This is a genomic window from Corallincola spongiicola (assembly GCF_004284785.1).
GTDB lineage: Bacteria > Pseudomonadota > Gammaproteobacteria > Enterobacterales > Neiellaceae > Corallincola > Corallincola holothuriorum.
The window spans coordinates 90174-104712 of record NZ_SHLY01000007.1; the positions used below are offsets into that span (position 1 = coordinate 90174).

At 49.0% G+C, this 14539-nt stretch carries 14 protein-coding genes and 1 other RNA gene; 11 read left to right on the forward strand and 4 right to left on the reverse strand.

Annotated elements, in window-relative coordinates; translation table 11 throughout:
- Positions 1–34: 34 nt before the first annotated feature.
- The 4 genes from fbaA (at position 35) to EXY25_RS16250 (ending at position 3907) form a co-directional block, all read left to right on the forward strand.
- Positions 35–1111 carry a class II fructose-bisphosphate aldolase gene (gene fbaA, locus EXY25_RS16235; protein WP_114339112.1) on the forward strand — a complete coding sequence of 359 codons (1077 nt, stop codon included), beginning with the start codon at positions 35–37 and terminating at the stop codon, positions 1109–1111.
- A gap of 156 nt (positions 1112–1267) precedes the next feature.
- Positions 1268–2080 carry a mechanosensitive ion channel family protein gene (locus EXY25_RS16240; RefSeq protein ID WP_130567679.1) on the forward strand — a complete coding sequence of 271 codons (813 nt, stop codon included), beginning with the start codon at positions 1268–1270 and terminating at the stop codon, positions 2078–2080.
- Positions 2081–2262: 182 nt separating this feature from the next.
- Positions 2263–3012, forward strand: a complete 750-nt coding sequence (locus tag EXY25_RS16245) for a DUF481 domain-containing protein (RefSeq protein WP_130567680.1) — start codon at positions 2263–2265, stop codon at positions 3010–3012.
- Positions 3013–3133: 121 nt separating this feature from the next.
- Positions 3134–3907 (forward strand): DUF481 domain-containing protein, encoded by a 774-nt coding sequence (locus tag EXY25_RS16250; protein ID WP_165419387.1) that lies wholly within the window; start codon positions 3134–3136, stop codon positions 3905–3907.
- Positions 3908–4197: 290 nt separating this feature from the next.
- Here EXY25_RS16250 and serA read toward each other — a convergent pair whose 3' ends face one another.
- The 4 genes from serA to ssrS form a co-directional block, all read right to left on the reverse strand.
- The gene (serA, locus tag EXY25_RS16255) at positions 4198–5427 is read right to left on the reverse strand and encodes a phosphoglycerate dehydrogenase (RefSeq protein ID WP_114339116.1); all 1230 of its coding nucleotides are present in this window, start codon (positions 5425–5427) and stop codon (positions 4198–4200) included.
- A 60-nt stretch (positions 5428–5487) separates the two neighbouring features.
- Positions 5488–6150, reverse strand: coding sequence for a ribose-5-phosphate isomerase RpiA (gene rpiA / locus EXY25_RS16260; protein ID WP_130567682.1), 663 nt, complete (start codon positions 6148–6150; stop codon positions 5488–5490).
- A 78-nt stretch (positions 6151–6228) separates the two neighbouring features.
- A complete protein-coding gene (locus tag EXY25_RS16265; protein ID WP_130567683.1) occupies positions 6229–6831 on the reverse strand; it encodes a 5-formyltetrahydrofolate cyclo-ligase in 603 nt (200 codons plus the stop codon).
- A gap of 23 nt (positions 6832–6854) precedes the next feature.
- Positions 6855–7035, reverse strand: a non-coding RNA gene (ssrS, locus tag EXY25_RS16270) — 6S RNA.
- Between the two features lie 169 nt (positions 7036–7204).
- Between ssrS and EXY25_RS16275 the strand changes: the two genes are divergently transcribed.
- The 7 genes from EXY25_RS16275 to gcvT all read left to right on the forward strand — a co-directional run bounded on the left by EXY25_RS16275 (position 7205) and on the right by gcvT (position 14493).
- The gene (locus tag EXY25_RS16275) at positions 7205–7780 is read left to right on the forward strand and encodes a UPF0149 family protein (protein ID WP_130567684.1); all 576 of its coding nucleotides are present in this window, start codon (positions 7205–7207) and stop codon (positions 7778–7780) included.
- Between the two features lie 59 nt (positions 7781–7839).
- Positions 7840–9174, forward strand: coding sequence for a Xaa-Pro aminopeptidase (pepP, locus tag EXY25_RS16280; protein ID WP_276320501.1), 1335 nt, complete (start codon positions 7840–7842; stop codon positions 9172–9174).
- A gap of 12 nt (positions 9175–9186) precedes the next feature.
- Complete coding sequence (gene ubiH, locus EXY25_RS16285; RefSeq protein WP_130567685.1) at positions 9187–10425, forward strand: 2-octaprenyl-6-methoxyphenyl hydroxylase; 1239 nt, start codon at positions 9187–9189, stop codon at positions 10423–10425.
- Between the two features lie 22 nt (positions 10426–10447).
- Positions 10448–11632, forward strand: coding sequence for an FAD-dependent oxidoreductase (locus EXY25_RS16290; RefSeq protein WP_130567686.1), 1185 nt, complete (start codon positions 10448–10450; stop codon positions 11630–11632).
- 173 nt (positions 11633–11805) lie between these two features.
- Entirely contained in the window at positions 11806–12351 is a 546-nt protein-coding gene (locus EXY25_RS16295) for an acyloxyacyl hydrolase (protein WP_130567687.1), read from the forward strand.
- A gap of 266 nt (positions 12352–12617) precedes the next feature.
- Positions 12618–13163: an acyloxyacyl hydrolase gene (locus tag EXY25_RS16300; protein ID WP_165419388.1), complete on the forward strand. Its 546-nt coding sequence runs from the start codon at positions 12618–12620 to the stop codon at positions 13161–13163.
- Positions 13164–13398: 235 nt separating this feature from the next.
- The gene (gene gcvT / locus EXY25_RS16305) at positions 13399–14493 is read left to right on the forward strand and encodes a glycine cleavage system aminomethyltransferase GcvT (protein WP_130567689.1); all 1095 of its coding nucleotides are present in this window, start codon (positions 13399–13401) and stop codon (positions 14491–14493) included.
- Positions 14494–14539: the final 46 nt, after the last annotated feature.

A 14539-nucleotide genomic window follows, 5' to 3' on the forward strand; every position in this document is an offset into this window, starting at 1 on the left:
ACTAAGAAAACGTATCTCAATTAGGAAATTTGTTATGTCTAAGATCTTTGACGTTGTAAAGCCTGGTGTTGTTACCGGTGATGATGTTCAGAAAGTATTCGCCATCGCTAAAGAAAACAACTTTGCTCTGCCTGCTGTTAACTGTGTAGGCACAGACTCTGTAAACGGTGTTTTGGAAGCGGCAGCAAAGGTGAAAGCACCTGTTGTTGTTCAGTTCTCTAACGGCGGTGCTGCATTCTTCGCTGGTAAAGGTCTGAAAGCCGAAGGTCAAACAGCGCAAATCTTGGGTGCTATTGCTGGTGCTAAGCACGTTCACCAGATGGCTGAAGCTTACGGTGTTCCAGTTATCCTGCATACTGACCACGCTGCTAAGAAATTGCTGCCTTGGATCGACGGCCTGTTAGATGCTGGCGAGAAGTTCTTCGCAGAAACTGGTAAGCCTCTGTTCAGCTCGCACATGATCGACTTGTCAGAAGAGAGCCTGGAAGAAAACATCGAAACTTGTGCCAAGTACCTTGAGCGCATGAGCAAAATCGGCATGACCCTGGAAATCGAATTGGGTTGTACTGGTGGTGAAGAAGATGGCGTTGATAACTCAGACATGGATACTTCTTTGCTGTATACCCAGCCTTCAGAAGTAGACTATGCCTACGAGAAACTGAACGCAGTTAGCCCACGTTTCACTATCGCAGCGTCTTTCGGTAACGTACACGGTGTATACAAGCCTGGTAACGTTGTTCTGACTCCAACCATCCTGCGTGATTCTCAGGCATATGTTTCAGAGAAGCATGGTTTGCCTGCTAACTCTTTGAACTTCGTATTCCACGGCGGTTCTGGTTCTACTCAAGAAGAGATCCAAGAGTCTATCGGTTACGGCGTAATTAAGATGAACATCGACACTGACACCCAGTGGGCTACTTGGGAAGGTGTGATGGATTACTACAAAGAGAAAGAAGCTTACTTGCAGGGCCAGATCGGTAACCCTGATGGTGACGATTCACCTAACAAGAAGCACTACGATCCTCGCGTATGGTTGCGTGCTGGTCAGGCTGGCATGGTTACTCGCCTGGAAAAAGCATTTGCTGACTTGAATGCGATTGACGTTCTGTAATTGAACTGTTTTTAGCATTTTTAAAAACCCGCCGTTAGGCGGGTTTTTTTATGGCCGATTCTAGCTCACACTATGGGGCGGATCGCCTGGGAAGAGTTGTACAGGGGTCTCATATTCAGAGAGACGTATAAGAATCAAAAGTAAGGAATGACTCCCATGGAACAAATTGAAGTCTTGATCACTGACAGCCAGCCAATGTTGCAAGCATTGATCACCAATGTGGTGCTGGCCTTAGTCATCTTTTTCGTTGGACGCCTGATCTCCCGCTCTGTGCGTAATATTGTCGAAAAAATGATGAACGCTAAATCTGTAGAAGCGACGTTAGTCGGTTTTATTGGCAATCTGGTTTACTACGCGGCGATGACGTTAACTGTGATCGTCACCTTGTCTCAGTTGGGTATTGAAACAACCTCTTTTGCGGCAGTTATTGCTGCGGCCGGTTTGGCTATCGGCTTGGCGCTGCAAGGGTCGTTATCTAATTTTGCCGCCGGTGTGCTGATCGTTATTTTCCGCCCGTTTAATAAGGGCGATTACGTGGAAGCGGGCGGCAAGTCGGGCAGCGTAGAATCTATTCAGATATTTTCGACGGTACTAAAAACGCCAGACAATAAAGTGATTGTGGTACCCAATGCACAGGTCACCGGTGGTGCGATTACTAACTTTAGTCGTGAATCTAAGCGCCGGGTCGATTTAGTGATCGGCGTTTCTTATGACAGCGATCTAGCTAAGGCAAAGAGTGTTGCGGAGCAAGTGATGAAGCAACATGCCCTCGTGCTAGATGATGATTTCACTATTGGCGTCGCTGCACTGGCAGATTCATCGGTGAATCTTGCTGTACGTTGCTGGGTGAATACCCCTGACTACTGGACGGTCTTCTTTGATCTTAATGAGCAGATCAAACGGGCCTATGACGAAGCCGGCGTCGCTATTCCATTCCCGCAGATGGATGTGCATCTCAGCAAGCCGTAATGTTGCGCTGAATTAGCAAAGCACTTGTTGCAGAGGCGCCTAGCACTGCAACAGTGCTAGAGCTTTTGCTTGAATACAGGCATAATCCCCGTCGAATTATTAACCTAGTTTTCACGTCACATTTAAGTAACACACCCATTACCATAACAAAGTGTTGCCCCAGAAAAAGTTAGAGGAATTTTATGAAAGGTTTTGTATTGCCTGTGCTGGCGGTTGCATCGTTGTTATCAGCACCTGTTTTTGCTGAAACAGATTTAACTGAAGAAGAATTAAAGAAACGGGGTTTTGCTGGCGGTATTGAGTTTGGTTTCAATATGACGACGGGTAACACTGAGACCACCGCTTATCGCACCCGTATCGATGTAGACCATTTCCTGATTGGTTGGCGCAACAACTACGTTATAGAAACAGACTACAAAGAAGATGATGAAGAGACCAAAGAAGAGCGTTACTTTGGTTCTGCTCAGGGCAACCGCGAGTGGGAGTTTGCCCCAAACAGCTATACCTTCTTCCGTTACAGCTATGAGAACGACCGCTTTAACGGTATGGAAGATGCCAACACTATCTCTGTCGGCTATGGTCAACGGGTTCTAGAAACAGAAACTCTGTTTTTAGACTTAGAAGGTGGTCCTGGTTATCGTACTAATGATGCCAATGAGCAAGATGATGAATGGATTGCGCGTCTTGCCGGTAACTTAGCTTGGGATATCAGTGATACAGCCAAGTTCACTCAACGCCTAAGTTCTGAAATTGGTCAAAACAATACGATTAGTCGTTCTGAAAGTGCGCTGACAGCCAACGTGATTGGCTCATTGGCTATGAAAGTCTCTTTCACTGTTACTCACCAGACCGATCCTGCGGAAGAGGATGATGGCGAAGAGCTGGATAGTACTGATACTCGAACGGCTGTGACTTTGCTTTACAAGTTCTGATCTTGTTAAAAGGAGCGGATCTATGTTCGCTCCACTCTGTGCTCTCAACGATTGCCATTCAGTCAGCCTTGAGTAACATAGGCGTATATCGTTGTTTTTTGTAATCTAGATGGAGGGGAGAGTGCGTTTAGTCATCATCCCTTTTATCTTTTCTCTTTTCGCTCTCTTTAGTTGTTCCGCTTTAGCTGATCTTTGGTCGCCACTGGATGATGAAGTCAGTGACGAAGAGTTGGCTCGCCGAGGTTTCGCTGGCTCTGTCGAAGCAGGTTTCAATAACTCTACTGGTAACACAGAAACCACCGGCTATCGTAGCCGTATTGAGATTGATCACTTCCTAATTGGCTGGCGTAACCGCTATGGATTCGAATCAGATTTTAAAAAAGATGACGAATCTACCTCTCAGGAGCGTTATAAGGTAACGCTGAAAGCAGAGAAAGAGTGGAACGAAACCAGTAGTTATACTTTTGTGCTTGGGGATTACGAAAATGATCGCTTTAACGGTATGCGCAATCTGATCACTATCTCTGCTGGATATGGCTGGCGCGCATGGCAGGCTGATATTGCTTTTCTAGATTTGGAATTGGGACCGGGTTTTCGGAGCAATGAGGCGGGCGATAAGGACAAAGAGGCGATCGCTCGGGGGGCGGCTAGATTTGAATGGCAGGTCAGTGATACTGCTACTCTCACCGAAGTGTTCTCTACAGAGATTGGTCAAGAGAACCGTATTACCCGTTCAGAAACCGCTCTTTCGGCGGAGTTAATTGGTCAACTTTCTCTTCGATTAAGTTTCTTTATGGTTTATCAAAGTAAGCCCGTGGATGATGATGGCTTTGAAGATGAAACCTTAGAGGAACTGGACACGCGCACTAGCTTAACCCTGCTCTATAGTTTCTGAGGCGGTCTTGCTCGCAACTAGTGAGGGTAAGCTTTCAATTGTATACTTCTATTTGAGATCGATATTTCTAAATTTCATATTGAAATATCGCAATAATTTCAAAAGCTTGTCTACTCTAAAAGAGTGCTTTCTTAAAGGTTATTGCGGTATATGCAGGATGCTTAGAAACAATAGCTGTGTGTGAATAAGCTTAGCCATTTCTAGCTTGGTTTGGAATTTAAACGGCGTCTAACTATTTAGTTAGACGCCGTATTTTTTTGCTTGTCAGGTCGTACACCCGACTGGGTAACTTAGTGCAAGATACGGCAGCGCATAGTGCCGTCAATTGCACGCAGTTCGGCTAACGCTATATCTGCCTGCTCTGTATCTATATCAATAACGACGTAACCTATATCTGCGCTGGTTTGCAGATACTGGGCAGCGATGTTGATCTCTTTCGCGGCAAACGCTTGGTTGATCTGATTCATCACGCCCGGACGGTTATGGTGAATGTGTAATAGTCGGCTACAACCGGCATGTTCAGGCAGTGATACCTCTGGGAAGTTAACCGCAGACAGCGTTGAACCATTATCACTGTATTTGGCTAGTTTACCCGCCACTTCAATACCAATATTTTCCTGTGCTTCTTGCGTACTGCCGCCCACATGTGGGGTCAGGATCACGTTGTCGAACTCGCGTAGCGGGCTCTCAAACTCTTCGCCGTTAGCTTTAGGCTCTACTGGGAATACGTCGATAGCAGCGCCTGATACCTGCTTACTCCGTAACGCGTCGCATAGTTCGTCAATGACAACGACAGTGCCACGTGCAGCATTGATGAAAATAGAACCTTGCTTCATCTGGGCAAATTGAGTGGCGCCAAACATATCTTTGGTTTGTGCGGTTTCAGGTACGTGCAGTGATACCACATCAGACTGTGCTAATAGCTGCTCCATACTGGCTACTTGACTGGCATTACCCAAAGGAAGCTTAGTTTCGATATCGTAGAACGAGACTTTCATGCCCATGGTTTCAGCCAAAATACCCAGCTGGGTGCCGATGTGGCCATAGCCGATGATGCCGAGGTTTTTGCCGCGGGCTTCGAAGCTACCGACAGCGCTTTTATCCCACTCACCACGGTGTGCTTTAGCATTGCGCTCAGGCACGCCACGTAACAATAACAGGATCTCACCTAACACCAGCTCAGCAACCGAGCGCGTGTTTGAAAACGGCGCGTTAAATACCGGGATGCCACGCTTTTCTGCGGCCGCTAAATCTACCTGATTGGTGCCGATGCAGAAACAGCCTATGGCCACCAGTTTTTCTGCGCAATCGAGCACTTCTTCGGTTAATTGACTGCGGCTACGAATACCTACGAAATGAACGTCTTTGATCGCTTCTTTGAGGTCTGCATCGGACAACGAGCTTTTGTGGTAAACGATGTTCTCGTAGCCCGCGGCCTTGAGTACTTCCACTGAACTGTTGTGCAGTCCTTCCAAAAGCAGGATTTTGATTTTGTGTTTATCTAGCGAAATTTTGCGCATTCTGAAACCTAATTCCAAACGGATAAATCGGAGCTTCGCCCGCGCCGAGCGGGCTGGCTGTTAGTCTAGGGTAACCTTAGCGATACCCTGCTCACTGCCGATCAGTGCGATGTCTGCACTACGGCGAGCAAAAATGCCATTGGTCACAACCCCGGTCAGTTGATTGATCTGTGTTTCCAGTGCCGGTGGATCCATGATCTTTAGGTTGTGAACATCAAGAATATAGTTTCCGTTGTCGGTGATAACGCCTTCGCGCCATACCGGATCGCCACCGAGCTTGACCAGCTCGCGGGCAACATAGCTACGCGCCATCGGGATAACTTCTACGGGTAAGGGGAAGCTTCCCAAAACCGGTACCAGCTTGCTTTGATCCGCAATGCAGACAAACTGCTTTGCCACCGCGGCAACGATTTTTTCCCGAGTGAGTGCGGCACCGCCACCTTTAATCATGTGCAGATGTTCAGTGATCTCATCAGAGCCATCTACATACACACCCAGTTCGCCGACACTGTTGAGGTCAAACACAGGAATACCGAGAGCTTTGAGTTTCTCAGTTGAGGCTTCCGAACTGGATACTGCGCCTTCTATATCATGCTTGCGCGTGGCAAGGGCATCGATGAAATGGTTCACGGTCGAACCGGTACCGACACCCACAATGGTGCCTTCTTCAACATATTCAAGTGCGGCCCAACCGACCGCCTTTTTCAATTCATCTTGTGTCATGCCTGCCCCTATCTCGGAGTACTGACTGAAGGAGGCGGAATTATAGCCGAGAATCTTGCGCAGTAGAAGTCTAGACGTCTAAATAGATTTGATTGTCCATTGCCATTGTTTACTCGGGGTAATGATTGTCGGCAATGGCACATCCCAATGCTGATGCGGCAGGCTGTCGACATGTTGGCAGTCGTGGGCCAGACCCACAGGCAAGGGTTTGTTATTGGCATTGGTTTGCCATCGACTGAGGGTGCGATCATAGAAGCCACCGCCCATACCAAGACGGTTGCCGTCGGCATCAAAGGCCACCAAAGGGCAGAGGATAATATCCAGCTCGTTCAAGGGGGATATCTGCGTCACATCCAGGCTAGGTTCGGGAATACCAAAACGGTTTCGTATCAGCAGGGTATCGTGTTGATACTGGAGAAACAGTAGGTGGCCTTTACAAAAAGGGTGCAGCAGTGGCAGATACACTTGCCGTTGCTGCTGCCATAGCCATTGGATAATCGGATCGGGGTCGATTTCGCCATCATTGGCGAGATAAAGACCAACCCGTTGGGCATCAACAAATGGTTGAAACGACTGTAATTGGCTAAGCAGGCTTTCAGCGGCAAGGCGCTGCTCGCTATCTGAAAGCTGTTGACGTCGCAGGCGGATCTGCTGACGTATTTGTTGACGGCTGCTATTCAATGATAATCGCTGTCTAAAGTAAGGTGTTTCCCAGTGTGCCGCTGCGAGTGTCAGCCCTTGAACCCTCCGGTTCAAGGCGGGAATCCTGCTCTGCCGTAGGCGTCTCAGTCGAGCTGAGCATGCACAATAGCAGTGACGAGAAAACCCTTTAAATGTGGATATCGGCTCAGGGACGTAACCCGCTGGCAAACACACCAGGAAAGCTAAAAGGTAAGCTTCGCTTGTGCCGCCATTGTCTGTGGCAGATGGGGCTGAAGTCAACCCTATACAGATGACGGAGAGAGATTTTTCATCTAACTCATTGACTGCCGTTGGTCTGGCATCGGGTCAATGCTAGGATATCCAATGAATTTATTACGCAAATGGTTGGGCGATGAGCGCGAACTCAATTTACGATTTTGAAGATTTCAGCGAACTGTTAACTCGGTTTCAAATGTTGGCTTCTGCTGCTGAAGTTCATGGTGTTATCTCCGGACTGGTTTGTGGTGGAACGCCGCTGGATGGGCGCAGTTGGCGCGCGCCGTTGGCCGATGCGATAAATGAAGGCTATGGCCTGCCATCAGATCTTGAAGAAGCGTGTGGCCGTGTTTATCAACAGGTGTGTCAGGTGTTGATCGACGACACCATGGCGTTTGCGCCACTGTTACCAGACGATGAAACCGAACTGCTGTCGCGGGTGGATGCGATGGCAGATTGGGTTGATGGCTTTCTTGCGGGTTTTGCTTTGGCTTGTGGCTCGCTGGAAGAGGCGTCTGATGAGTTAAAGGAAGTGCTTAGTGACCTTTCCGAATTGACCCGGGTATCACTGGGTGATGAAGGGGAGGATACGGAAGAGATGGAATCGGCTTTCGTTGAAGTGGTTGAGTACCTTCGCGTGTCCGCGATGTACTGCTTTAATGAATTTGGTGATCGCAAGGGGCTCGCAGAGCCGAAGCCGAGATTGCATTAATTCCCGATTTTGTTGCAGCCTGTTTCATTGAAGCCGGTTTCGTTGAAGAGAGTAACGTAGTGAGCGCATCCCTAAAAATTTCGACAGCAGAGTATGTTCAGCGCCGGCAGCGTGTTTTAGAACAGATGGCGGAAAACAGCGTGGCTGTATTTTCTGCAGCCAGTGAGTTGACCCGCAGTCGTGACACCGAATTTCCCTTTCGTCAGGACAGTGATTTTTACTACCTGACTGGCTTTAATGAGCCAGATGCTGTGTTGCTTTTGCTTAAGGGGGAGTCGCAGCAAACCCAACTGTTATGCCGTGGTAAAAACAAGCTGGCAGAGGTATGGCAAGGGCGTCGCTTAGGCCCTGAACAGGCCAAAGAAGTGTTAGCCATCGATCAAACCTTCGACATCGAAGAGCAAAGTGAACGCCTGCGTGAAGCGTTAAACGGTAAGTCGCGCGTATATATGATCCAAGGGGTTTACCCGGAATTCGATCAACGCCTGTTTGATATCTTCACTCTGCTACGTAGCGGCCCGAAAAAAGGCTGGAAAGCGCCGACAGAAATTTTTGACGCGCGGACACTGCTGCATGAGATGCGTTTGCTCAAATCGGACGCTGAAATCGCTCTGATGCGTGAAGCGGCTGCTATCTCTTGTGATGCTCATCACCGCGCCATGGCGTTTGCCAATGCTGACGCTACGGAGTATCAGCTCGAAGCCGAGATCCATCACGAATTTGCCATGCGTGGCGCTCGTTCACCTGCTTACGGCACCATTGTCGGTGGCGGTGACAATGCCTGCATTTTGCATTACACCGAAAATAGCGACGGTTTGAACCGTGGTGATTTAGTACTGATTGATGCTGGCTGTGAATTACAGATGTACGCTGCTGATATTACTCGTACCTTCCCCGTCAGTGGTCAATTCAGTGAGCCACAGAAAATCTTGTATCAGCTGGTGCTGGATGCGCAGTTAGCCGCCATCGCCATGGTTAAACCGGGTAACACTTTAAAGCAGGTTGGCGACACCGCGATCCGGGTGCTAACCCAAGGGCTGCTTAAGCTAGGTATTCTCGACGGAGAGCTGGACACGCTAATCAAAGAGAAAGCATTTAGCCCCTATTACATGCATGGTATCGGCCACTGGCTTGGCTTGGATGTGCATGACGTGGGTGAGTATAAGCTCGATGATGTTGAGCGGCCTTTTGCGCCAGGCATGGTGTTGACCATTGAACCGGGCTTATATATCGACGCCGACGCTGATGTCGACGCGCAGTGGCGCAGTACCGGGATCCGTATCGAAGACAATCTGCTGGTGACTGCCGAAGGGCATGAAGTGCTGACCGCTGCCGCGATCAAGGAGATCAGCGATATCGAATCCTTGATGGCCGCCGCTAACGCCCTCGCTTAAGGATATCGGCATATGTCAGCGCAAACGACACAGGTAGATATAGTTATTGTTGGCGCCGGCATGGTGGGGGCAACCCTTGCTTGGGGTCTGCTGCAAGCTGTACCTGAGTTGGCTATTGCGTTGGTGGACGGCTCCGCGCTAAAAAGCAGCGCACAGAATAGCGATAACCATCCCTCTTTTGATCATCGCGCGTTGGCGTTGTCAGCTAATACCGTGGGTCAACTGCAGCGGTGGGGGTTGTGGTCGGGGCTGGGCGATAAAGCCGCGCCTATCACCGATATCCAGGTGTCGGATCGTGGCCATTTTGGTGCTGCCAATCTCCATGCGGAAAAACTCGGCGCCCGTTGTTTTGGCCAAGTATTAGAAGTACAGCCATTTGGCGAGAGCATAACGGCGAAACTGAGCTCTCATCCGCAGGTGCAGTGGTTTGCCCCTGACACTGTGGTTGAAGTGGCGCCAGCGGTGGAACTCACCCAGTTAACTTTAGCCAGTGGCCACCGACTCAACTGTCAACTCTTGGTGGTGGCTGATGGCGGGAAGTCGACAACCCGTGACAAGTTAGGGGTCACCGCCAGTTTTTATCCTTATGAGCAAACTGCGGTGATTGCTAACTTGATGTGTGAGCAGCCTCATAATGGCTGGGCATTTGAGCGCTTTACCAGTCAAGGGCCTCTGGCTCTGCTACCGATGAGCGGTGGCCGTACTTCGTTAGTGTGGTGCTTATCAGCAGAGCGCGCTGCCGAAGTGCAGCAATTGAGTGATACACAATTTATCGCTGAGTTGCAGCAAGTGGCTGGTTATCGTTTAGGTCGAATTAACAAGGTTGGCCAACGGGACAGTTACCCATTACAGCTGATGCGTACGGATCATATTGTGCGTCATCGCAGCGTGGTGCTGGGCAATGCTGCCCATGCGCTGCATCCTATTGCCGGGCAAGGGTTCAACTTGGGCATGCGAGATGTTCAATGTCTGGTTGAGTTGATTAAGCAAGCCAAAACGGTGAACAGTGATATTGGCGGCTACGAGCTGTTACGCCAGTATCGCGATCAGCGGGAGCCGGATATCCAGCAAGTGGTTCAGTTTACCGATGGTCTTTGTCGGTTGTTTTCCAACGGCTCTCGTGTCTTGGCACTATCCAGAAGTAGCGGGTTGGCCGCATTACAGTTTATTACGCCATTACAGAAACCAGTGGCAGAGCTGGGTATGGGCTTAGTCGCCCGCTCGTTCTTGTCTGGCCATTCGCCGACATGATCACGATTTTAAGGAATGATAGATGAGCAGTTTTGACTTGATCATTGTCGGCGGCGGCATGGTCGGCCTAAGTTTGGCGGCGGCGCTGGCTGACAGTGAACTTCGCGTGGCCTTGGTTGATAAAGGCGAAGCACCGGTTGTCCCGAGTGGCGAGTTCAGTCATCGTGTCAGCGCGTTGAACCATGCCAGCGATAGTTTTTTGCAACGTATTGGCGCATGGCAATATCGAGATCAAAGCCGTCTAACTGCATACCGCGAAATGGCAGTTTGGGAAAAAGATAGCTTTGCCAGAATTGGCTTTAACAGCGATGACTTGGGCGTCGATTATCTTGGTCATATCGTTGAAAATAGCCACCTCTGTTATGCTTTGCATCAGCGTTTAACCCACGCCACTAATATCCAATTAATGTATGGGGTGGCACCGGAAAAGCTCACCGTCGGCGAGCGAGATGCCTGGCTACTGCTTGATAGCGGCGAACCGATCTCTGCACCGCTGGTCGTGGCCGGTGATGGCGCTAATTCATGGCTACGTAAACAAGCACAGCTGCCGTTAACCTTTTGGGATTATGATCATCATGCCATTGTTGCGACAGTGAAAACCGAACAGCCTCACCAAAGCACGGCTTACCAGACCTTTTCTGCCAGTGGCCCGTTGGCTTTTTTACCGCTACCCGATCCGCATTTAAGCTCGATTGTCTGGTCACTGCCGCCCAGTGAAGCTCAGCGCCTGACATCACTGCCTCTTGACGAGTTTAACAAAGCGCTCGCCAGCGCGTTTGATATGCGACTGGGCCTTTGTGAAACGCTTAATGCACCCGTGGCGTTGCCGTTAACCATGCGCTACGCGCGAGACTGGAGCTGTGATCGTGTGGTGTTGATGGGGGATGCTGCTCACACCATCCATCCCTTGGCGGGGCAGGGGGTTAATTTAGGCTTTAAAGATGCCAGTGCTCTGGCGACTCACCTGTTAGCGTTGCAAGCTGAACATAAAGATTTTGGGCAACGCCGTCATCTACGCAGTTATGAACGTGAGCGCAAAGCTGAAACCGTGGCGATGATAGCTGCAATGGAAGGGATCAAGCGTCTATTTAGTTTGGACATTGCACCATTGAAGTTTGTCAGAGGCATAGGTATGCGCGGAGTTGACGAGTTGTCGCCGCTCAAATCGTTGTTGGCGAAACTGGCGATCAGAGGGGTGACATCGTAGCTTGGATAGATCAAGGCAAGGGATTGATTACCGAATGCATTTTATGATTTTCGTGGTTGAACTCTAACAATTCCATTTTCGCTCCTTAAAACCAACTGTTTTTGCTTGAATTATCCTAGGTAGGCTGTTTTTATTAACATTGCCTTAACCTTTAATCAGATTGGAAGTTTTCAATGATCACGAGTAGCCGAGTCGGGCTTATTGCTTTGATGGGTCTTTTATTTGCGCCGATGTCGCAAGCGGATACCACAGCAGAGTTTCCCTTACTGGGCTTAGGTGCGAAATACGGTATTGATGATTTTAATGATGGCCATGACATGGAAAACCAAGCGGTTTACGCCAGCTTGGGCACGCCATGGGACTGGCAAGTCAGTGATAATATACGCATGGACACAGAGGTTCAGTCGACATTGGGTCGCTATAAGGCCGATGAAGACTATTTTGGTTACCTGATGTTTGGTGCAGATCTACGTTTTCAGTATGCAGATTTTCCTGTGGTGGTGAAGTTGGGGACCGCACCTACTTATCTGTTTGATGATGAAAGCGAAGAGTTCGATGCAGGCGGCCCTTTGCATATGACGACCCACTTAACGATACTTGCCAATCCTATTAAATGGTTAGATATTGGCGTGACCTATCAACACACCTCAAATGCCGGCACCAATAAAGAAAACCCAGGTATCGACGTGCTGTCGCTTGATGTTTCCTATCGTTTTTAAATAAAGCATTCACTTCTTTCTACTGTCCTGACGATAAAACTAAGCGTTAGCACCGTGACGTTTTACTTACCATACGGCCTTTTTCATCTCCACGTCAGGACGCCAGTTCTGAGTTTTAGGTGACGGGGCTGTTTGGATCGCAGTTCCTGACGATGCATACCTATTCAGTACCGGCTAGTTATTTAACTTATTACTTTTCTTGCATTTTTACGTGTCAGCTATTTTATTTAAACGAGGCTAGTTGGTTGTCACAAGGGAATTGCTTTATGTCGATTGCTCATCGGTTGAGCTGGTTTGTGTGTCTCTGTGCTTGTTACTCCTCTCCTTTAATAGCTGAAACCCGTACTCAGTTTCCAGTGGTGGGTGTGGGCGTAAAATACGGTAGTGCTGATTTTAGTAGCAGCCATGATGAAGAAGTGGCTGCCATATATGCGTCATTGGCAACCCCCTGGTTTTGGCAAGTCGGTGAACACCGGAGTATTAGCACTGAAATCACTTTTACTGGTGGACGGTATGATATTGACGGAGACGACTTTTGGTATGTGGCGATCGGCCCTACATTCAAGGTCCGGCAAAGGGATTTTCCTGTGCATATCAAGTTAGGTATTGCTCCAACCTATCTTTTTGATGATGAAACTGAAAACTATGATGCAGGTGGTGAGCTGCAGGGTACATTTCTTCTCGGTGTGGTGTTCGTTCCTTCTGAACAGTGGCATTTAGGTTTAACGTATCAACACACATCCAACGCTGATACCAATAAGAACAACCCAGGTATTGACGTATTAGCCATCGATATTGCTTATCGTTTCTGAGTTTCAGGTAAATTAACGCCTTGGTTAGCCGACATCGCTCAGGCTTTGATTATGTCTATTTTTGCTATGCCGCTGGCTGGAGGAGAGACGTATTCTGGAATTTGGCAGCAAAATGTCGTCAACACTTTACAGTTTTGACCTAAATCAAAGTCAAACGACCTCAGTTAGCTATTTCTCCGACTAATATCGACAGGTATAATCCGCGACCAACAGATCCCCCCGTTGGAGCATGGCAATGTCGCAGAAAACTGTGTTATTCGATAAGCATTTGGCCGCTAACGCCAAAATGGTTGATTTTCATGGCTGGGAAATGCCGATCAACTACGGTTCACAGATCGAAGAGCACCACGCTGTTCGCCGAGCCGCTGGTATGTTTGATGTGTCGCACATGACCATCGTTGATTTGACCGGCGCTCGCACCCGCGATTTTCTGCGTTATCTGCTAGCTAACGACGTTGCCAAACTCAAAGTTGAAGGCAAAGCCCTGTACACCGCGATGTGTAACCCAGAAGGCGGTGTGATTGATGACCTTATCGTCTATTTCCTTGGTGAAAGCTGGTTCCGTCTGGTAGTGAATTCCGCGACCCGAGAAAAAGATCTGGCGTGGATCCGTCAGCAAGCTGAAGCCTTTGCGGTTGAAGTAAAAGAGCGCCCAGAGCTAGCGATGATCGCGGTACAAGGACCAGAAGCCAAAGCCAAAGCTGCTACTGTATTCAGCGCCGAGCAAAATGCCGCCGTTGAAGGCATGAAGCCGTTCTTTGGTGTGCAAGCCGGTGATCTATTTATCGCCACCACCGGGTATACAGGGGAAGCCGGTTACGAAATCGTTGTACCACAAGATCAAGCTGCGGCGTTATGGCAACAACTGCTGGATGCTGGTGTTGCGCCTTGTGGCTTAGGTGCCCGTGATACCTTGCGCTTAGAAGCGGGTATGAACTTATATAGTCAGGATATGGATGAGCAAACCTCACCACTGGCTGCGAACATGGCTTGGACTGTAGCGCTAGAACCGACTGACCGTGATTTTATCGCCCGTGATGTGCTGGCAAAACAAGCCGCCGAGGGCACGGAACAACTGGTCGGTTTGCTACTCGAAAGCAAAGGCGTGCTGCGTGGCGGACAAGCTGTCAAAGTTATTGCCGAAGATGGTACCGAGCATAAGGGGATGATTACCTCTGGTACATTTTCACCAACACTGACTAAAGGGATCGCCATGGCGCGTATTCCATCGGTCACGGTTGCTTCAGTTGAGGTGGAAATGCGCAAAAAGTGGGTTACAGTAAAGCTGGTTCCCCCGGTCTTCGTCCGAAACGGTAAGCCTGTGGTTTAAGCGTCTGAATTGGTTATAAGAACAGAGAATTTAAGAAGGAAGAACT